This window comes from Pseudomonas arabinosi (assembly GCF_047758675.1).
Lineage (GTDB): Bacteria > Pseudomonadota > Gammaproteobacteria > Pseudomonadales > Pseudomonadaceae > Aquipseudomonas > Aquipseudomonas arabinosi.
In genome coordinates, this window is the sequence record NZ_CP180480.1 from 4121758 (window position 1) to 4136093 (window position 14336).

Consider the following 14336-nt stretch of genomic DNA (forward strand, 5'->3'; position numbering starts at 1 on the left):
GACTACTCTCCACCAAGATCGGAAAAGGGTTTAAGCCCACTCAATAACCCATACAAACCGTGCAACGGCACGGGCAACCATGTGGGGCGATTTTCTGCCTCATAGGCTACTTCATACGCTGCCTTCTCCAGGCCGAACAACGCCAACGCGGCGTCCTCGCCTTCCGGATCTTGCCATGCATGAGCAAGACTAGCTGCCGCCAGCCGATAAGCGTCGACAAATGCTTGTCTTGCTTCATTTAAATAGCGATCAGCGACACGTTGACGAGCGGCTCGGGCATCGGCCGTGTTGTCGACGTTGTGCACGTTGATCGCCATCGCCGCAGCGTAGTCAAAAGAACGCAATACGCCACTGACGTCTTTGTATGGGCTGTGTTTGCCCCGTCGTTCATGCAGCGGTCGCGCCGGCTCGCCTTCGAAGTCGATCAGGTAGGCGTCGCCTTTGATCACCAGCACCTGGCCCAGGTGCAAGTCGCCGTGGACACGAATACGCAGACCACCAACGGCTTTTTTACCCAGTTCCTGAACATGGCTGAGGATGGCTTTTTTGTTATCCAGTAAACGAGTGACCAAGGCTTTGTCTGCCGGGTTCAATTCGCTTTGATGCTGCTTGAGCAACTTCAGCGCATGCTCCAGTTGCGCCGCCACATCCTTGGCGCAGGCCAAGGCATCTTTTTGGGTGGTGACCTGTGGGGCGAAGTCCGGGTTGTCGCTGGGCGCCGCCAGAAGCTGATGCATTTCGCCCAGACGCTGGCCGAGCATTCCGGCGAAGTCTCTCAGTTCACCCAAGGCATTGTAGTGTTGCTCCTGCTCGGACATGGCGTCGGCGAGTTCATCACGCAGCGCCCGTTCGAGGTTGTTCTGGGTCCATTCCCAGGCATCGCCCTGATTGCTCAAGTAGCCTTGGGCAATCATCAGCAGGCTTTCCTCGCCCGCCGGGTCGCGGCGAACCACCGACCCCAGCAGCGGCGAGATATTGCGGAAACCGGCGAGTGTCAGGAACGCGCTCATTTCCAGTTCCGGGTGCACGCCAGACGCGACCTTGCGGATCAGCTTCAGCACCAGGCTGTTGCCGATCACCACCGAACTGTTGGACTGTTCGGCGGACAGGTAGCGCACTTCCGATTCCCCGGTCAGACCGAGTTTCGCCAGCTCCCATGTCGGTTCAAAACAGATATCGCCCGCGCTGGATGGCAATACGGTATTACTTTGCATGCCTTGCAATACCGCATGCACAAAGGTGTCGAGGCTGAATGCATCGGTGATCAAGCCGACCTGACGCACGCGCCGGACCCGAGACAAGGCCAGTTGCTGAGGCAACGCGGCACCCACCTGATCTTCGGAGATAAAACCGAACGGCAACTGATAACGGTTGGTCTGGCCGCCACTGGTGACATCGATTTCACTCAACAGCACCGGATGTTGTGGATCGCCGAAGCGCACGCCATAAGCGATGTTGACCTGTTCGATGGCCGCGTCCTTGCCGGCAAACCAGCGACGATTCTGTAGCCAGCTCGGCAAAATACCCTGCTCCAGCGTGCCGCGGGACGGCGCTTCGAGCAGTTCTTCCATTTGTTTTTTCAGCACCAGCGTGGTGAAGTCCGGCAGGCTTTGCGCCGGTTCCACGTGCCAGCTCGGCATCTGGTTTTCCGCCGCCAATACGAACCAATAGAAGCCGTAGGGCGCCAGGGTCAGCAGGAAATTCAACTGGCCGATCGGCGGGAAGGCGTTACCGCCGAGCATCTCCACCGGCACCATGCCGACGTAGGCCGACAGGTCCAGTTCCGCCGCTTGCGCGCTGCGGGACACGTTGGCCACGCACAAGATGATTTCGTGCTTGCCGTCCGGTCCGGTGAATTCCCGGGTGTAGGCCAGAATCCGTCGGTTGGTCGGCGAGAGCATTTTCAGCGTGCCGCGACCGAAGGCCTTGGACTGCTTGCGCACGGCGAGCATGCGCCGGGTCCAGTTCAGCAGCGAATGCGGATCGCCGGCCTGGGTTTCAACGTTGACCGACAGGTAACCGTATTGCGGGTCCATGATCGGCGGCAGCACCAGGCTGGCCGGGTCGGCGCGGGAGAAACCGCCGTTACGGTCAATCGACCACTGCATCGGCGTGCGCACGCCGTCTCGGTCGCCGAGGTAGATGTTGTCACCCATGCCGATTTCATCGCCGTAATACAGGGTCGGCGTGCCGGGCATCGACAGCAGCAAACTGTTGAGCAGCTCTACGCGACGACGATCGCGCTCCATCAACGGTGCGAGACGGCGGCGAATGCCCAGGTTGATCCGCGCCCGACGGTCGGCCGCGTAGTAATTCCACAGGTAATCGCGCTCCTTGTCGGTGACCATTTCAAGGGTCAGCTCATCGTGGTTGCGCAGGAAAATCGCCCACTGACAGTTGGCCGGGATCTCCGGGGTCTGACGCAGAATGTCGGTGATCGGGAAGCGGTCCTCCTGAGCCAGCGCCATGTACATGCGCGGCATCAGCGGGAAGTGGAACGCCATGTGGCATTCGTCGCCGTTCAGCCCTTTGGCGTCGGTGTCGCCGAAGTACAGTTGGGTGTCTTCCGGCCATTGGTTGGCCTCGGCCAGCAGCATGCGGTCCGGGTAATAGGCGTCGATTTCGGCACGGATCTGCTTGAGGACGTCGTGAGTCTCGGGCAGGTTTTCGTTGTTGGTGCCGTCGCGTTCGATCAGGTATGGAATCGCGTCCAGACGCAGACCGTCGATGCCCATGTCCAGCCAGTAACGCATCACTGACAGCACGGCTTTCATGACTTGCGGGTTATCGAAATTCAGGTCTGGCTGGTGGGAATAGAAGCGATGCCAGAAGTACTGGCCGGCCACCGGGTCCCAGGTCCAGTTGGATTTTTCGGTGTCGAGAAAGATGATGCGGGTGCCGTCGTATTTTTGATCGTCATCGGACCAGACGTAGAAATCCCGTGCCGCCGAACCTTTCTTGGCTTTGCGCGCGCGCTGGAACCAGGCGTGCTGGTCAGAGGTGTGGTTGATGACCAGTTCGGTAATGACCCGCAGGCCACGTTTGTGGGCTTCCGAGATGAACCGCTTGGCGTCGGCCATAGTGCCGTAATCGGAATGCACGCCACGGTATTCTGCAATGTCATAGCCGTCATCGCGCCGAGGCGAGGGATAGAACGGCAACAACCAAATGGTGTTGACGCCCAGATCGGCAATGTAATCGAGTTTGGCAATAAGACCGGGAAAGTCGCCGATCCCGTCATTGTTGGAGTCGAAAAAAGACTTAACGTGAACCTGGTAGATCACCGCATCCTTGTACCAGAGCGGGTCCTTGATAAAGGTGGCTGCCTTAGGTTTCTTCGCCATTTGAAACTCCTGTTGAATTCGAAATTCGCTGAGCCGAGCGCCTGTCTCAAACGCGATGATTACCTGTGGGAGCGAGCTTGCTCGCGATGGCGGAGTATCAGTCGACATAAATGCTGACTGTTGTGACGCCATCGCGAGCAAGCTCGCTCCCACAGGTCCTGCGTTTACACAGTGATCCGCCAGATCCCGAACGGTTGATGCGCCGGGTCGATTCGCATGAACTGGTACTTGCCGTGCCAGGTCCACCGATGACCGCTCATCAAGTCTTCGCCCTGGGTGCTGGCGTCGTCGGGCAAGCCCATTTCCCACAGCGGCAATTCGAAATTCGCTTCCTGGACGTTGTGTGGATCAAGGCTCACCGCCACCAGGACGAAATTGCGGCCATCGGCGCTGCGTTTGCCGAAATACAGAATGTTGTCGTTCCAGGCGTTGTAGACCTTCAAGCCCAAGTGCGTCTGCAGCGCCGGGTTCTGCCGGCGGATGCGGTTGAGCTGGGCGATCTCGGCAATGATGTTGCCCGGCGCGTTGAAGTCCCGTGGGCGGATTTCGTACTTCTCGGAATTGAGGTACTCCTCCTTGCCCGGCACCGGTGCCGCTTCGCACAGTTCAAAGCCTGAATACATGCCCCACAGACCGGAGCCCATGGTTGCCAGTGCAGCGCGGATCAGAAATCCGGCACGCCCCGACTCATGCAAAAACGCCGGGTTGATGTCCGGTGTATTGACGAAGAAATTCGGCCGGAAGCATTCGCGCCACGGCGATTCGTTGAGTTCGGTGAAGTAAGTGGCCAGCTCGGATTTGTTGTTGCGCCAGGTGAAGTAGGTGTAGCTCTGGGAGTAACCGACCTTGCCCAACCGCGCCATCATCGCCGGTGTGGTGAAGGCTTCAGCCAGGAAGATCACCTCGGGGTACAGCGCCCGCACATCAGCGATCAGCCATTGCCAGAACGGCAGCGGTTTGGTGTGCGGGTTGTCGACGCGAAACAGCTTCACGCCCTCCTCGACCCAACCCACCACGATGTCGCGCAACTCGACCCACAGGCTCGGAATCGCATCGGTGGCATAGAAATCGACGTTGACGATGTCCTGGTATTTCTTCGGCGGGTTCTCGGCGTATTTGATCGTGCCGTCGGGCCGCCAGTTGAACCAGCCCGGATGCTGCTGCAGCCACGGGTGGTCCTGGGAACACTGAATCGCGAAATCGAGGGCGATTTCCAGTCCATGGTCAGCGGCTGCCGCGACAAGACGCCGGAAGTCTTCGCGCGTGCCCAGCTCCGAATGAATGGCTTCATGCCCACCCTCTTCGCTGCCGATGGCATACGGACTGCCCGGATCGTCCGGCCCGGCGGTCAGGGAGTTGTTCGGGCCCTTGCGGTAACTGCGGCCAATCGGGTGGATCGGCGGGAAGTACAGCACATCGAAGCCCATGTCCTGGATCATCGGCAGCCGCGAATGCACATCGTTGAACGTGCCATGACGGGCTGGATCGTCGGTGATCGAACGCGGAAACAATTCATACCAACTGGCGAACTGCGCCAGGTCCCGTTCGACGTCGAGCGGGTACTCGGGGCTGATGCTCAAATAGGCACGATGATCGGCCTGCGTCATCAACTCGGCGCTACGCTGGTGCAGAAACAGCTCGACCTGCTCGATTTCGAGCAGACCCGACAATTCATGGTGCAGCGCCGCCAGTTGCTCGCTCAGTTGTCCTTCCGTGCGTTCGGCGGCTTGCTGGACTTGAGTCCGCCCTTCCTGCAGTTCCAGGCTGATCGGCACTCTGGCTGCGTGTTTTTTCTCCAGGTCATAACAGAAGCTGGCGAACTGATCGATCCAGGCTTCGATGCAAAACACATAACGGCCCTGACGCGCGACCCGGAACTGGCCCTGCCAACCGTTATTGCCCAGGTCGGCCATGACTTCGCTTTGCCAGGTTTCATCACCCTCGGCACGCGAGCGTATGCGCACGGCCAACTTGTCGTGGCCGTCGGCAAATACTTTGCTGGTCACCACCACGTCCTGACCCACCACGGCTTTGACGGCGAACTGCCCGCCATCGAGGGTCGGCATGGTGTTTTCGATTGCGATGCGCGGTAGCAGTAAGGCCTGCGACAGCGGCATATGAGGGTTGTAGTTCAGCTCTGTCGGTTTTTCAGCAGTCATCGAGCATCTCTCCTTTACGCCCCATGGACGCTCTTGTGTCTGTGGCTTGTAACAGGATAGCCATCCCGCAGGATCGTCCGCCCCGGAATGAACTCACTTAGGTTCCGAGCGACAGGCGCCGGTAAAAGTTCACGAGAAATTGCCTGGGCCTTCGGCGGAATCAATTCCTTTGCACGGTGGTCAACACACTTAAGCACGACTTACGCCATGTGCCACTGGAGGCTGAATTCATGAGCATTCCAATCCCTGCTGAAACGCCTGATCCAAATATCGACAGCCCGACCATTCCGTCGACCGAGCCTGAACCTGTGCCTGAGCAAGAGCCGCCTGGCACTACACCGCCACCGCGGGAAGAGCCACCAGAGACGATGCCGCCGGTGATCGTTACACCCGAGTAACGATCGTCAGTTCACGGCTTTTGATCCTTGTCCTTGTCGATCATTCGCACAACGACGGGCATCACACTGAGGATCGCCAACGCCAGCAACGTGCTGAGCACCGCCGTCGCCTCTCGCCCCAACCCGGCCGAGACACCGATGGCGGCGGTCATCCACAACCCGGCGGCGGTGGTCAGCCCTTTGACGTGGCCCTCGTCGTCCGCGGTATTTTTCAGAATAGTCCCCGCGCCCAGAAAGCCGATCCCTGCGATCACACCCTGCACCACCCGGCTCATGGCATCGGCCTGCGAGCCGGACATTTGCGGCACCAGCACGAACAGCGCGGCGCCGAGCGCCACCAGCATGTGGGTGCGAACCCCGGCGGCCTTGCCCTTGTGCTCGCGTTCGAAGCCGAGAATCCCGCCCAACACTGCGGCCATCAGTAAACGCACGGTAATGCGCGTCAATTGTGAAGCGTCGCCAACGTCGGCGAACTCCGCTTGCAGGGTCACCCAAACCTCATGCCACCAGGCGTTCATGGTGTTGTCCTTGTGCTGACTGACCAGAAAGTTGCTCTATTGAGGATGGACCGCGCCGACCATTAATCGGTTGCACAGAACGATGATCTTCGGCGGTGCCCTAACACTCTAGAACCCGCAGAAAAAAAGGACACTTCCATGACTGTGCGCATCGAAAGCCAGACCTGCTTCTTCATTACCGAGAACGGCGAAGAAATTCGTTTGTGTCCCGACGTCACCATCATTACCGACTCGGAAAAAGCCATGTCGGCGGTGGAGCTCAATGGCCAGCGCTTCTACATTACCGAAGCAGAAGCCGACGCATTGACCGTAGCAGGCGCAGTCGACGGGCGTAAGCATTTGAAGGCCACCGACAGTGATTCGGTGATTTGACTGACCCGGATCAACAACACCCGCAGACGCTTGATATAGGCGTCTGCGTCCCGCTGCTGCGGGTGCATCAACTTGTCGCAGGCAGCGGATCAATGCCCATCTGATCCGCTTTTTATTGCATTAGGTGAGTCTGTTATGCAAACAGATCGCCGCTCATAGTGCTCAGGCCTGATGGAGGCTGATGAGCGAAAGACCATGAGCGATAGAATCCCCGTCCGAACCGTAGAAACCGCCCCTTTAATACACAACCCTTCAGTGAAGAGCTATGAGCCTTCGCGTCCAAAGATGAAGGCCAAGTCCAGCGACAACCTGATCCACACCCGCAGCTTCACCGGTTTATTCCGCACCCTGCGCCTGAGCGGCGCGGGGTTTCTGTTCCTGCTGTTCTTCGGCACGGTGTGGTTGAACTGGGGCGGTCGCCAAGCCGTGCTCTGGGACCTTTCCGAAAGTAAATTCCACATCTTCGGCGCAACCTTCTGGCCGCAGGATTTCATCCTGCTGTCGGCGCTGCTGATCATTGCCGCCTTCGGCCTGTTTGCGATCACCGTGTTCGCCGGACGAGTCTGGTGCGGTTACACCTGCCCACAGAGCACCTGGACCTGGATCTTCATGTGGTGCGAGAAGCTCACCGAAGGCGAGCGCAACCAGCGGATCAAGCTGCAAGCCGCACCCTGGGGCCTGAACAAACTGGTCCGCCGCTCGGCCAAGCACACCTTGTGGCTGGCCATCAGCCTGTTGACCGGCCTGACCTTTGTCGGCTATTTCACCCCGATCCGGCCGCTGGCCGAAGAACTGCTCACTTGGCAGATGGGCGGCGTCAGCCTGTTCTGGGTGCTGTTCTTTACCGGCGCGACTTACATCAACGCCGGTTGGCTGCGGGAAGCGGTGTGCATGCACATGTGCCCGTATGCGCGGTTCCAGAGCGTGATGTTCGACAAAGACACCCTGACCATCTCCTACGACGTGGCCCGCGGCGAAAACCGTGGCCCACGCAAACGTGACGTGGCACCGGCTGAAGTCGGCCTCGGTGATTGCATCGACTGCCAGGTGTGCGTGCAGGTCTGCCCGACCGGCATCGACATCCGTGACGGTTTGCAGATGGAATGCATCGGCTGCGCCGCGTGCATCGACGCCTGTGATTCGATCATGGACAAAATGGGCTACGCCCGCGGGCTGATCAGCTACACCTCGGAGCATCAATTGCAGGGCGGCAAGACTCATTTACTGCGACCGCGATTGATCGGCTACACCGCGGTCCTGCTGGTGATGATCGGTGCGCTTGCCCTGGCGCTGGTGGAGCGGCCGATGGTCTCGCTGGACGTGAGCAAGGACCGTGGCCTGTTCCGCGAGAACAGTCAGGGGCAGATCGAAAACATCTACAGCCTGAAAGTCATCAACAAAACCCAGCAACGTCAGGATTACCGCCTGACCCTGGTCGATGGCGACGGCTTCCTGCTGCAAGGCAAGACCGAACTGAGCCTGGCACCGGGCGAGATTGTGGATGTGCCGGTGTCGGTGGCGATGACCACGGAACGGCCGAGCAGCAGTTCACAGACGATCAGTTTCAAGATTGTCGACAGCGATGAGCCAGAGATTTATAGCGTGGCGAAGAGCCGGTTTGTTGCGCCGATGAACCGTTGAGGCTTTAGAATCCACCCCTCACCCCAGCCCTCCCGAAACGTCGGACCGCCCCACAGGGGAGAGGGGGAAAGGGAGCAGATCTTCAAGCCTTTCAAAACCTGAGTTCGACTAGATATTTCAGGTCGCAGTATTTTGAACAAACACCTCGGTCAGTCCCCTCGCCCCTCTGGGGAGAGGGTTAGGGTGAGGGGTGGATATCCCTGACACCCAACAAAAACCCCAGGCAACAAGGCCACCCGATGAAACGCTACGAAAAATTCGCCGACGACATCGCTGAACTGATCCGCTCCGGTGTTCTCGGCCCCGGACAGCGCGTGCCATCCGTGCGCTACGCCAGCCAGACCTACGGGGTCAGCCCGTCCACGGTGTTCCAGGCCTACTACCTGCTCGAACGCCGCGGCCTGATCCGCGCTCGCCCGCGTTCCGGCTACTTCGTCAACGCGCACGCGCCGAGCCCGTTCTCGGAGCCGGTGATCAGCAGCCAGGCCAATGAGTCCACCGAAGTCGACGTCAGCGAACTGGTGTTCTCGGTACTCGACTCGATCAAGGACCCGAACACCGTACCCTTCGGCTCGGCCTTCCCCAGTCCGACCCTGTTCCCGCTGCAGCGCCTGTCCCGCTCCCTGGCCAGCGCCGCCCGCGAGATGGACCCGCGCATGGTCGTCACCGACATGTCGCCGGGCAACCCGCAACTGCGTCGACAAATCGCCCTGCGCTACATGGTCGGCGGGCTGATGCTGCCCATGGAAGAACTGCTGATCACCAACGGCGCGCTGGAAGCGCTGAACCTGTGCCTGCAAGCGGTCACCGAGCCCGGCGATCTGGTGGCCATCGAAGCCCCGGCGTTCTACGCCTGCCTGCAAATCCTGGAGCGGTTGAAGCTCAAAGCCGTCGAAATTCCTGTGCATCCGCGCGATGGCATCGACCTTGGCGTACTCGCGCAAACCCTGTCACGGCACCCGATCAAGGCTGTCTGGTGCATGACCAGTTTCCAGAACCCGATGGGCGCGACGATGCCCGAGGCGAAGAAACAGGAACTGGTTGAGCTATTGCGCAGCCATCAGGTGCCGCTGATCGAAGACGACGTCTACGCCGAACTCTATTACGGCCAACAGGCGCCGAAACCGGCCAAGTCTTTTGATACCGAAGGGCTGGTGATGCACTGCGGTTCGTTCGCCAAAAGTCTGGCCCCCGGCTACCGCATCGGTTGGGTCGCCGCCGGGCGTTACGCGCAGAAGATCGAACGGCTGAAACTCATGACGTCGCTGTGCGCCTCGATGCCGGCCCAGGCGGCCATTGCCGATTACCTGCAACACGGCGGCTATGACCGGCACTTGCGAAAACTGCGCTACGCCCTGGAAGAACAGCAAAGCGCCATGCTCGCCGCGATCGCGCGCTACTTCCCGGCGCAAACGCGCGTCAGCCAACCGGCCGGCGGTTACTTCCTGTGGCTGGAATTGCCACCGCAGATGGATTCACTGAAGTTGTTTCAGATGGCGTTGGCGCAAGGGATCAGCATTGCACCCGGGCCGATTTTTTCACCGGCTCAGCGCTTCAGGAATTGCATTCGGCTCAATTACGGCAGCCCCTGGGATGAGACGGCCGAGAGAGCGATGGAGACGTTGGGGCGGATTGTGCGGTCGTTCTGACCCCAGATCTATCGCTCGGTAAACAACTCAGTACTGACGGTGTAAGCCGGGTGACTCATGGGCAATTGCCCTGCTGCTACTATTAGCTGCCCCGAGGGCAGCAGTCTAGTGCTGTGTGCAAACCGACCGGTTTCCAATTCAGCAGACGTTGTCCAATGATTGGAGACAGGGTCGAACACCTCCGCGACAAAGGCACCTGATACATCTGAAGTATCACCCACCACCAGCACACGCCCCAAGCGCAGTGTTGCGGCACTATGACCTTTGCGGCCAAAATCCAGGTGCATGGCTGGGCCCCAGCTGTCCGTTTCAGGATCGTACAGATACGAACCCGTTCGCCCGTGAGCAAAAGGCTCATCGGTACCGCCGGCCACCAACACCCGGCCATCAGTCAACAGTGTTGCCGTGTGCTGCATTCGTTTTTCGGGTAATGGGTTGACGTTGCGCCAGGTTCGATTGACCGGATCAAACAACGAGGCATCGTCGATCGCAGCATTCAGCGTTGCCGAGTACCCCCCCAACACCAATACTTCTCCGGACGCCAACAGCGTGGCGCTGTGATCCATCCGTGCAATCGGGATCCAGGGGGCAACGGTCCAGCTATCGTTTGCCGGGTCGTAGATTTCCACACTGTCGAGTACCTGACCCGTCCCTTGATACTGATTATTGCCCGCGCAAACCAGGACATGACCATTGTTCAAGAGCGTTGCGGTATGTGCAAAACGCGGTGTCCCCAGCGGTGTCGCCGCTGTCCAGCAATCATCGGTTGAGTTGTACAACTCGACACTGTTGAGCGTGCGCTGCTGCCCGGCCCCTGCAATGATCATGACCTGACCATTGATCAATCTCACCGCACAATGACGGGAGCGGGCCTCGGCCAATGGAGATGTGGGATGCCAAGTATCTTCGAGTGAATCGTAGCGTTCGACGTCGGCAACCGGTGCAATTGCCGCAACGCGCAACTGCTCCCAAGAAATCTGATCGGCGCGCACAGGTGGTGAAAGGTTGGGATGGTCAGCCGCATCCGGTGTATTGCGCTCTGACCCGTTAATGCCCCCCACCACCAGTACAGAACCGTCAGGTAGCACCGTGGCCGAGTGGTTTGCCCGCGGGACGGTCAGGGAAGCTACCGTTTCGAAATAACCATCGACGACATTGTTCATGGGAATGCTCCGTCACTGAAAGTCAGTTTGAATACAGTGATTCAGGAATAACCAATCACCGCTTTCACTCAAATCCAATCTACGGGCCACTCCTCGATAGGTCTACTGTCAGAAATAACAGGTACCAGCAGAAGGCACGATCTGTTATGTGGTGTGCCCCTCCGGTTATCGCCCGCCGCCTAGATCAACAAACGTCCCGGTCGCATAGGAAGCCTTATCCGACAGCAACCACACAATCGCCTCAGCCACTTCATCCGGTCGCCCGCCCCGAGCCATCGGAATCCCCGACTCCAACTTGCTGACCCGATCCGGGTCGCCGCTCAATGCGTGGAAATCGGTGTAGATGTAACCAGGGCGCACGGCGTTGACGCGGATGCCTTCGCCGGCCACTTCTTTGGACAGGCCGATGGTGAACGTATCCAGCGCACCTTTCGACGCTGCGTAGTCGACGTATTCACTTGGCGCGCCCAGGCGGGAGGCCACCGAGGACACGTTAACGATGCTGCCGCCCTGCCCGCCATGTTTGGGCGACATGCGCAGGATCGCGTGTTTGGCGCAGAGGATTGGCGCCAGGACGTTGGTTCTGAGGATTTTGAGAATACGGAATTCGGACATTTCATCGATCCGCGACTTATGCCCGACGGTGCCGGCGTTGTTCACCAGGGCCGTGACCCGGCCCAACTCAGTGTCCACGCGATGGAACAGCGCGATCACTTCATCTTCGATGCTGACGTCAGCACGCACCGCAATGGCTTGGGCGCCGAGGGCGCGGACTTGCTCCAGTACACGTTGCGCAGCGGATTCGTCGGCCAGGTAGTTGATGCAGATCCGATAGCCTTGCTCGGCGGCCAACAGGGCTGTGGCGGCGCCGATGCCGCGGCTGCCGCCAGTGATGACGATGACTTTGTCCATGCGAAATTTCCCCCATTCCAAGCGTTAGCAGTCGGGGCCAAGAATAACCGTCATCGCAGGCTTTTGCATGGGCTCACATCAATCACATTGTTATCAACTCAGCGCCAATTGCTCTGCACGCAGAATATCTATCATGAAGCGTTCGGCCGGCAGCGGGTGCCCGAGCAGATAGCCCTGCAGCGAATCACAACCGAGTTGCGTCAGGAAGTCTTGCTGCGAGTCGGTCTCCACCCCTTCGGCGACGATCCGCAACCCCAGCGCCTGGCCGAGGGCAACGATGGCGGAAACGATGGCGGCGTCATCGCTGTCACGCTCCAGATCCCGGACAAAACCCCGGTCGATCTTCAGTTCGTTGGCCGGCAAGCGCTTGAGGTACATCAAGCTCGAATAGCCGGTGCCAAAGTCATCGATCGACAGGTCGACACCCATTGTCGACAGCTCCTGAAGCACCGTCATGCTCGCATCGGCATCGCTCATGGCGGTGGTTTCCGTGATCTCGAGGGTCAGGCTGTTGGCCGGCAAATGGTGAGTGGCCAAGGCTTTGGCGACGCTCTGGACCAGGCCCGTGTGGCAGAACTGCAAGGCTGAAAGGTTCACCGCGATGCGCCAGTCGGTGTACCCGAGCACGTACCACTCGCGCATCTGACGGCAGGCTTCGTTGAGCACCCACTCGCCAATCGGAATGATCAGCCCGGTTTTCTCCGCCAGTTCGATGAACTTGTCCGGCAACAGCATGCCCTGGGTCGGATGCACCCAGCGCAACAACGCCTCGGCACCGACCGGCCGGCCATTGTTGGCGTCGAACTTGGGTTGGTAATAAAGACTGAATTGCTGCTGATCAATGGCGATACGCAAGTCCTGCAATAACTGCAGCTGTTTGCGCGCGTTGCTGTTCATCGAGGCATCGAAGAAGCTGTAGCCGTTTTTCCCGGTGCCCTTGGCGTGGTACATCGCCGCGTCAGCGTTCATCAGCAATTCCTCGGCGGTTTCACCATTGCCCGGATAAATCGCGATGCCGACGCTGGCGGAAATCTGCAAGTCATGTTCGGCGACCCGGAACGAACGCCCGATCAGCCCGACCTGCCGGGCCGCCAGGTTCAATGCGTCATTCTGCTCGCCGAGCTGTACCAGTAAAACGAATTCATCACCGCCGATCCGCGCCAGGGTGTCATGGCTGCGCAAATCCTCACGCAAGCGCAAGCCGACCTCACGCAACAACAGATCGCCCATATGGTGCCCAAAGGCATCGTTGACCGGTTTGAAACCGTCCAGATCGATGAACATCAACGCGAAACAACCGCCTTGCTCGCGCACCATCGACATCGCCTGATCGATGCGGTCAGCCAGCAACACGCGATTCGGCAGGCCGGTCAGGGTGTCATGCAGGGCCAGTTGGGTCAGCTCGCGGTTGGCTTCGGTCAATGAGTGGGCAAGGCCTGCGGTGCGGGCCTCCAGGCGCGCATCGAGGACCGAGGTCAGCAAGGCAAGGCTCAACACTGCCAGGGTGGTGATCAGCACCAGATTGTCCAGGCCCTTGCCGTTCAGGCCGCTGACGGCCGCGCCACAGAAGCTGCCATCCGGGAAACGCGCCGCCGCCATGCCGGTGTAGTGCATGCCGACGATCGCGACCCCCATGATCACCGCCGCACCGCCACGGATCAGGCCGACATAAGGTGTGTGCTGGCGCAGGCGAAAAGCGATCCATAACGCGGCGCCCGAGGCGACCACGGCGATCAGCAGCGAGGCGCCGAACAGTGTCGGATCGTAATCGATACCCGGCTGCATACGCATGGCTGCCATGCCGGTGTAGTGCATCGCGCTGATCCCGGAACCCATGATCAGCGCGCCGAACGCCAATTGCCAGGCTGGCAATTGTGGCTGGCTGACCAGCCACAGGGCAAAGCCGCAGGACAAGATGCCAATCAACAGTGACAGCAACGTGATGCCGACGTCGTATCCGAGGTCGATGGGCAGTTTGAACGCGAGCATGCCGATGAAATGCATCGACCACACGCCAACCCCCATGGCAAAGGCGCCGCCAGCCGTCCATAGATGTACGGCCCGGCCCTTGGCCGTGGAGATGCGTTCGGTCAGGTCGAGCGCGGTATAGGAGGCGAGAATCGCCACACAAAGCGAGATGATGACCAGCGTGGGGGAATAGCTACCGATAAGCATGAGAC

General features: G+C 59.5%; 10 protein-coding genes. 4 read left to right on the top strand and 6 right to left on the bottom strand.

The window, feature by feature from the left end; all coding sequences use genetic code 11:
• Positions 1-2 precede the first annotated feature (2 nt).
• Positions 3-3344, bottom strand: coding sequence for a maltose alpha-D-glucosyltransferase (gene treS / locus ACMXYJ_RS19165; RefSeq protein WP_415756442.1), 3342 nt, complete (start codon positions 3342-3344; stop codon positions 3-5).
• Positions 3345-3508: 164 nt separating this feature from the next.
• A complete protein-coding gene (locus tag ACMXYJ_RS19170) occupies positions 3509-5503 on the bottom strand; it encodes an alpha-1,4-glucan--maltose-1-phosphate maltosyltransferase (RefSeq protein WP_415756443.1) in 1995 nt (664 codons plus the stop codon).
• 230 nt (positions 5504-5733) lie between these two features.
• On the opposite strand from ACMXYJ_RS19170, the gene ACMXYJ_RS19175 reads away from it, so the two are divergent.
• Positions 5734-5901 (top strand): hypothetical protein, encoded by a 168-nt coding sequence (locus ACMXYJ_RS19175; RefSeq protein WP_415756444.1) that lies wholly within the window; start codon positions 5734-5736, stop codon positions 5899-5901.
• A gap of 11 nt (positions 5902-5912) precedes the next feature.
• Here ACMXYJ_RS19175 and ACMXYJ_RS19180 read toward each other — a convergent pair whose 3' ends face one another.
• Positions 5913-6419, bottom strand: coding sequence for an MgtC/SapB family protein (locus ACMXYJ_RS19180; RefSeq protein ID WP_415756445.1), 507 nt, complete (start codon positions 6417-6419; stop codon positions 5913-5915).
• Between the two features lie 138 nt (positions 6420-6557).
• Here ACMXYJ_RS19180 and ACMXYJ_RS19185 point away from each other — a divergent pair, with 138 nt between their 5' ends.
• The 3 genes from ACMXYJ_RS19185 to mapR all read left to right on the top strand — a co-directional run bounded on the left by ACMXYJ_RS19185 (position 6558) and on the right by mapR (position 10081).
• Positions 6558-6791: a DUF3203 family protein gene (locus ACMXYJ_RS19185; RefSeq protein WP_056745903.1), complete on the top strand. Its 234-nt coding sequence runs from the start codon at positions 6558-6560 to the stop codon at positions 6789-6791.
• Between the two features lie 195 nt (positions 6792-6986).
• Entirely contained in the window at positions 6987-8432 is a 1446-nt protein-coding gene (ccoG, locus tag ACMXYJ_RS19190) for a cytochrome c oxidase accessory protein CcoG (RefSeq protein ID WP_415756446.1), read from the top strand.
• Positions 8433-8671: 239 nt separating this feature from the next.
• Positions 8672-10081, top strand: coding sequence for a GntR family transcriptional regulator MpaR (mapR, locus tag ACMXYJ_RS19195; protein WP_415756447.1), 1410 nt, complete (start codon positions 8672-8674; stop codon positions 10079-10081).
• An 8-nt stretch (positions 10082-10089) separates the two neighbouring features.
• Here mapR and ACMXYJ_RS19200 read toward each other — a convergent pair whose 3' ends face one another.
• The 3 genes from ACMXYJ_RS19200 to ACMXYJ_RS19210 form a co-directional block, all read right to left on the bottom strand.
• On the bottom strand, positions 10090-11244 hold the full coding sequence (locus ACMXYJ_RS19200) for a Kelch repeat-containing protein (protein WP_415756448.1): 1155 nt from the start codon (positions 11242-11244) through the stop codon (positions 10090-10092).
• Positions 11245-11409: 165 nt separating this feature from the next.
• Positions 11410-12156 (bottom strand): SDR family oxidoreductase, encoded by a 747-nt coding sequence (locus ACMXYJ_RS19205; protein ID WP_415756449.1) that lies wholly within the window; start codon positions 12154-12156, stop codon positions 11410-11412.
• A gap of 93 nt (positions 12157-12249) precedes the next feature.
• Positions 12250-14331: a bifunctional diguanylate cyclase/phosphodiesterase gene (locus ACMXYJ_RS19210; RefSeq protein WP_415756450.1), complete on the bottom strand. Its 2082-nt coding sequence runs from the start codon at positions 14329-14331 to the stop codon at positions 12250-12252.
• Positions 14332-14336 lie beyond the last annotated feature (5 nt).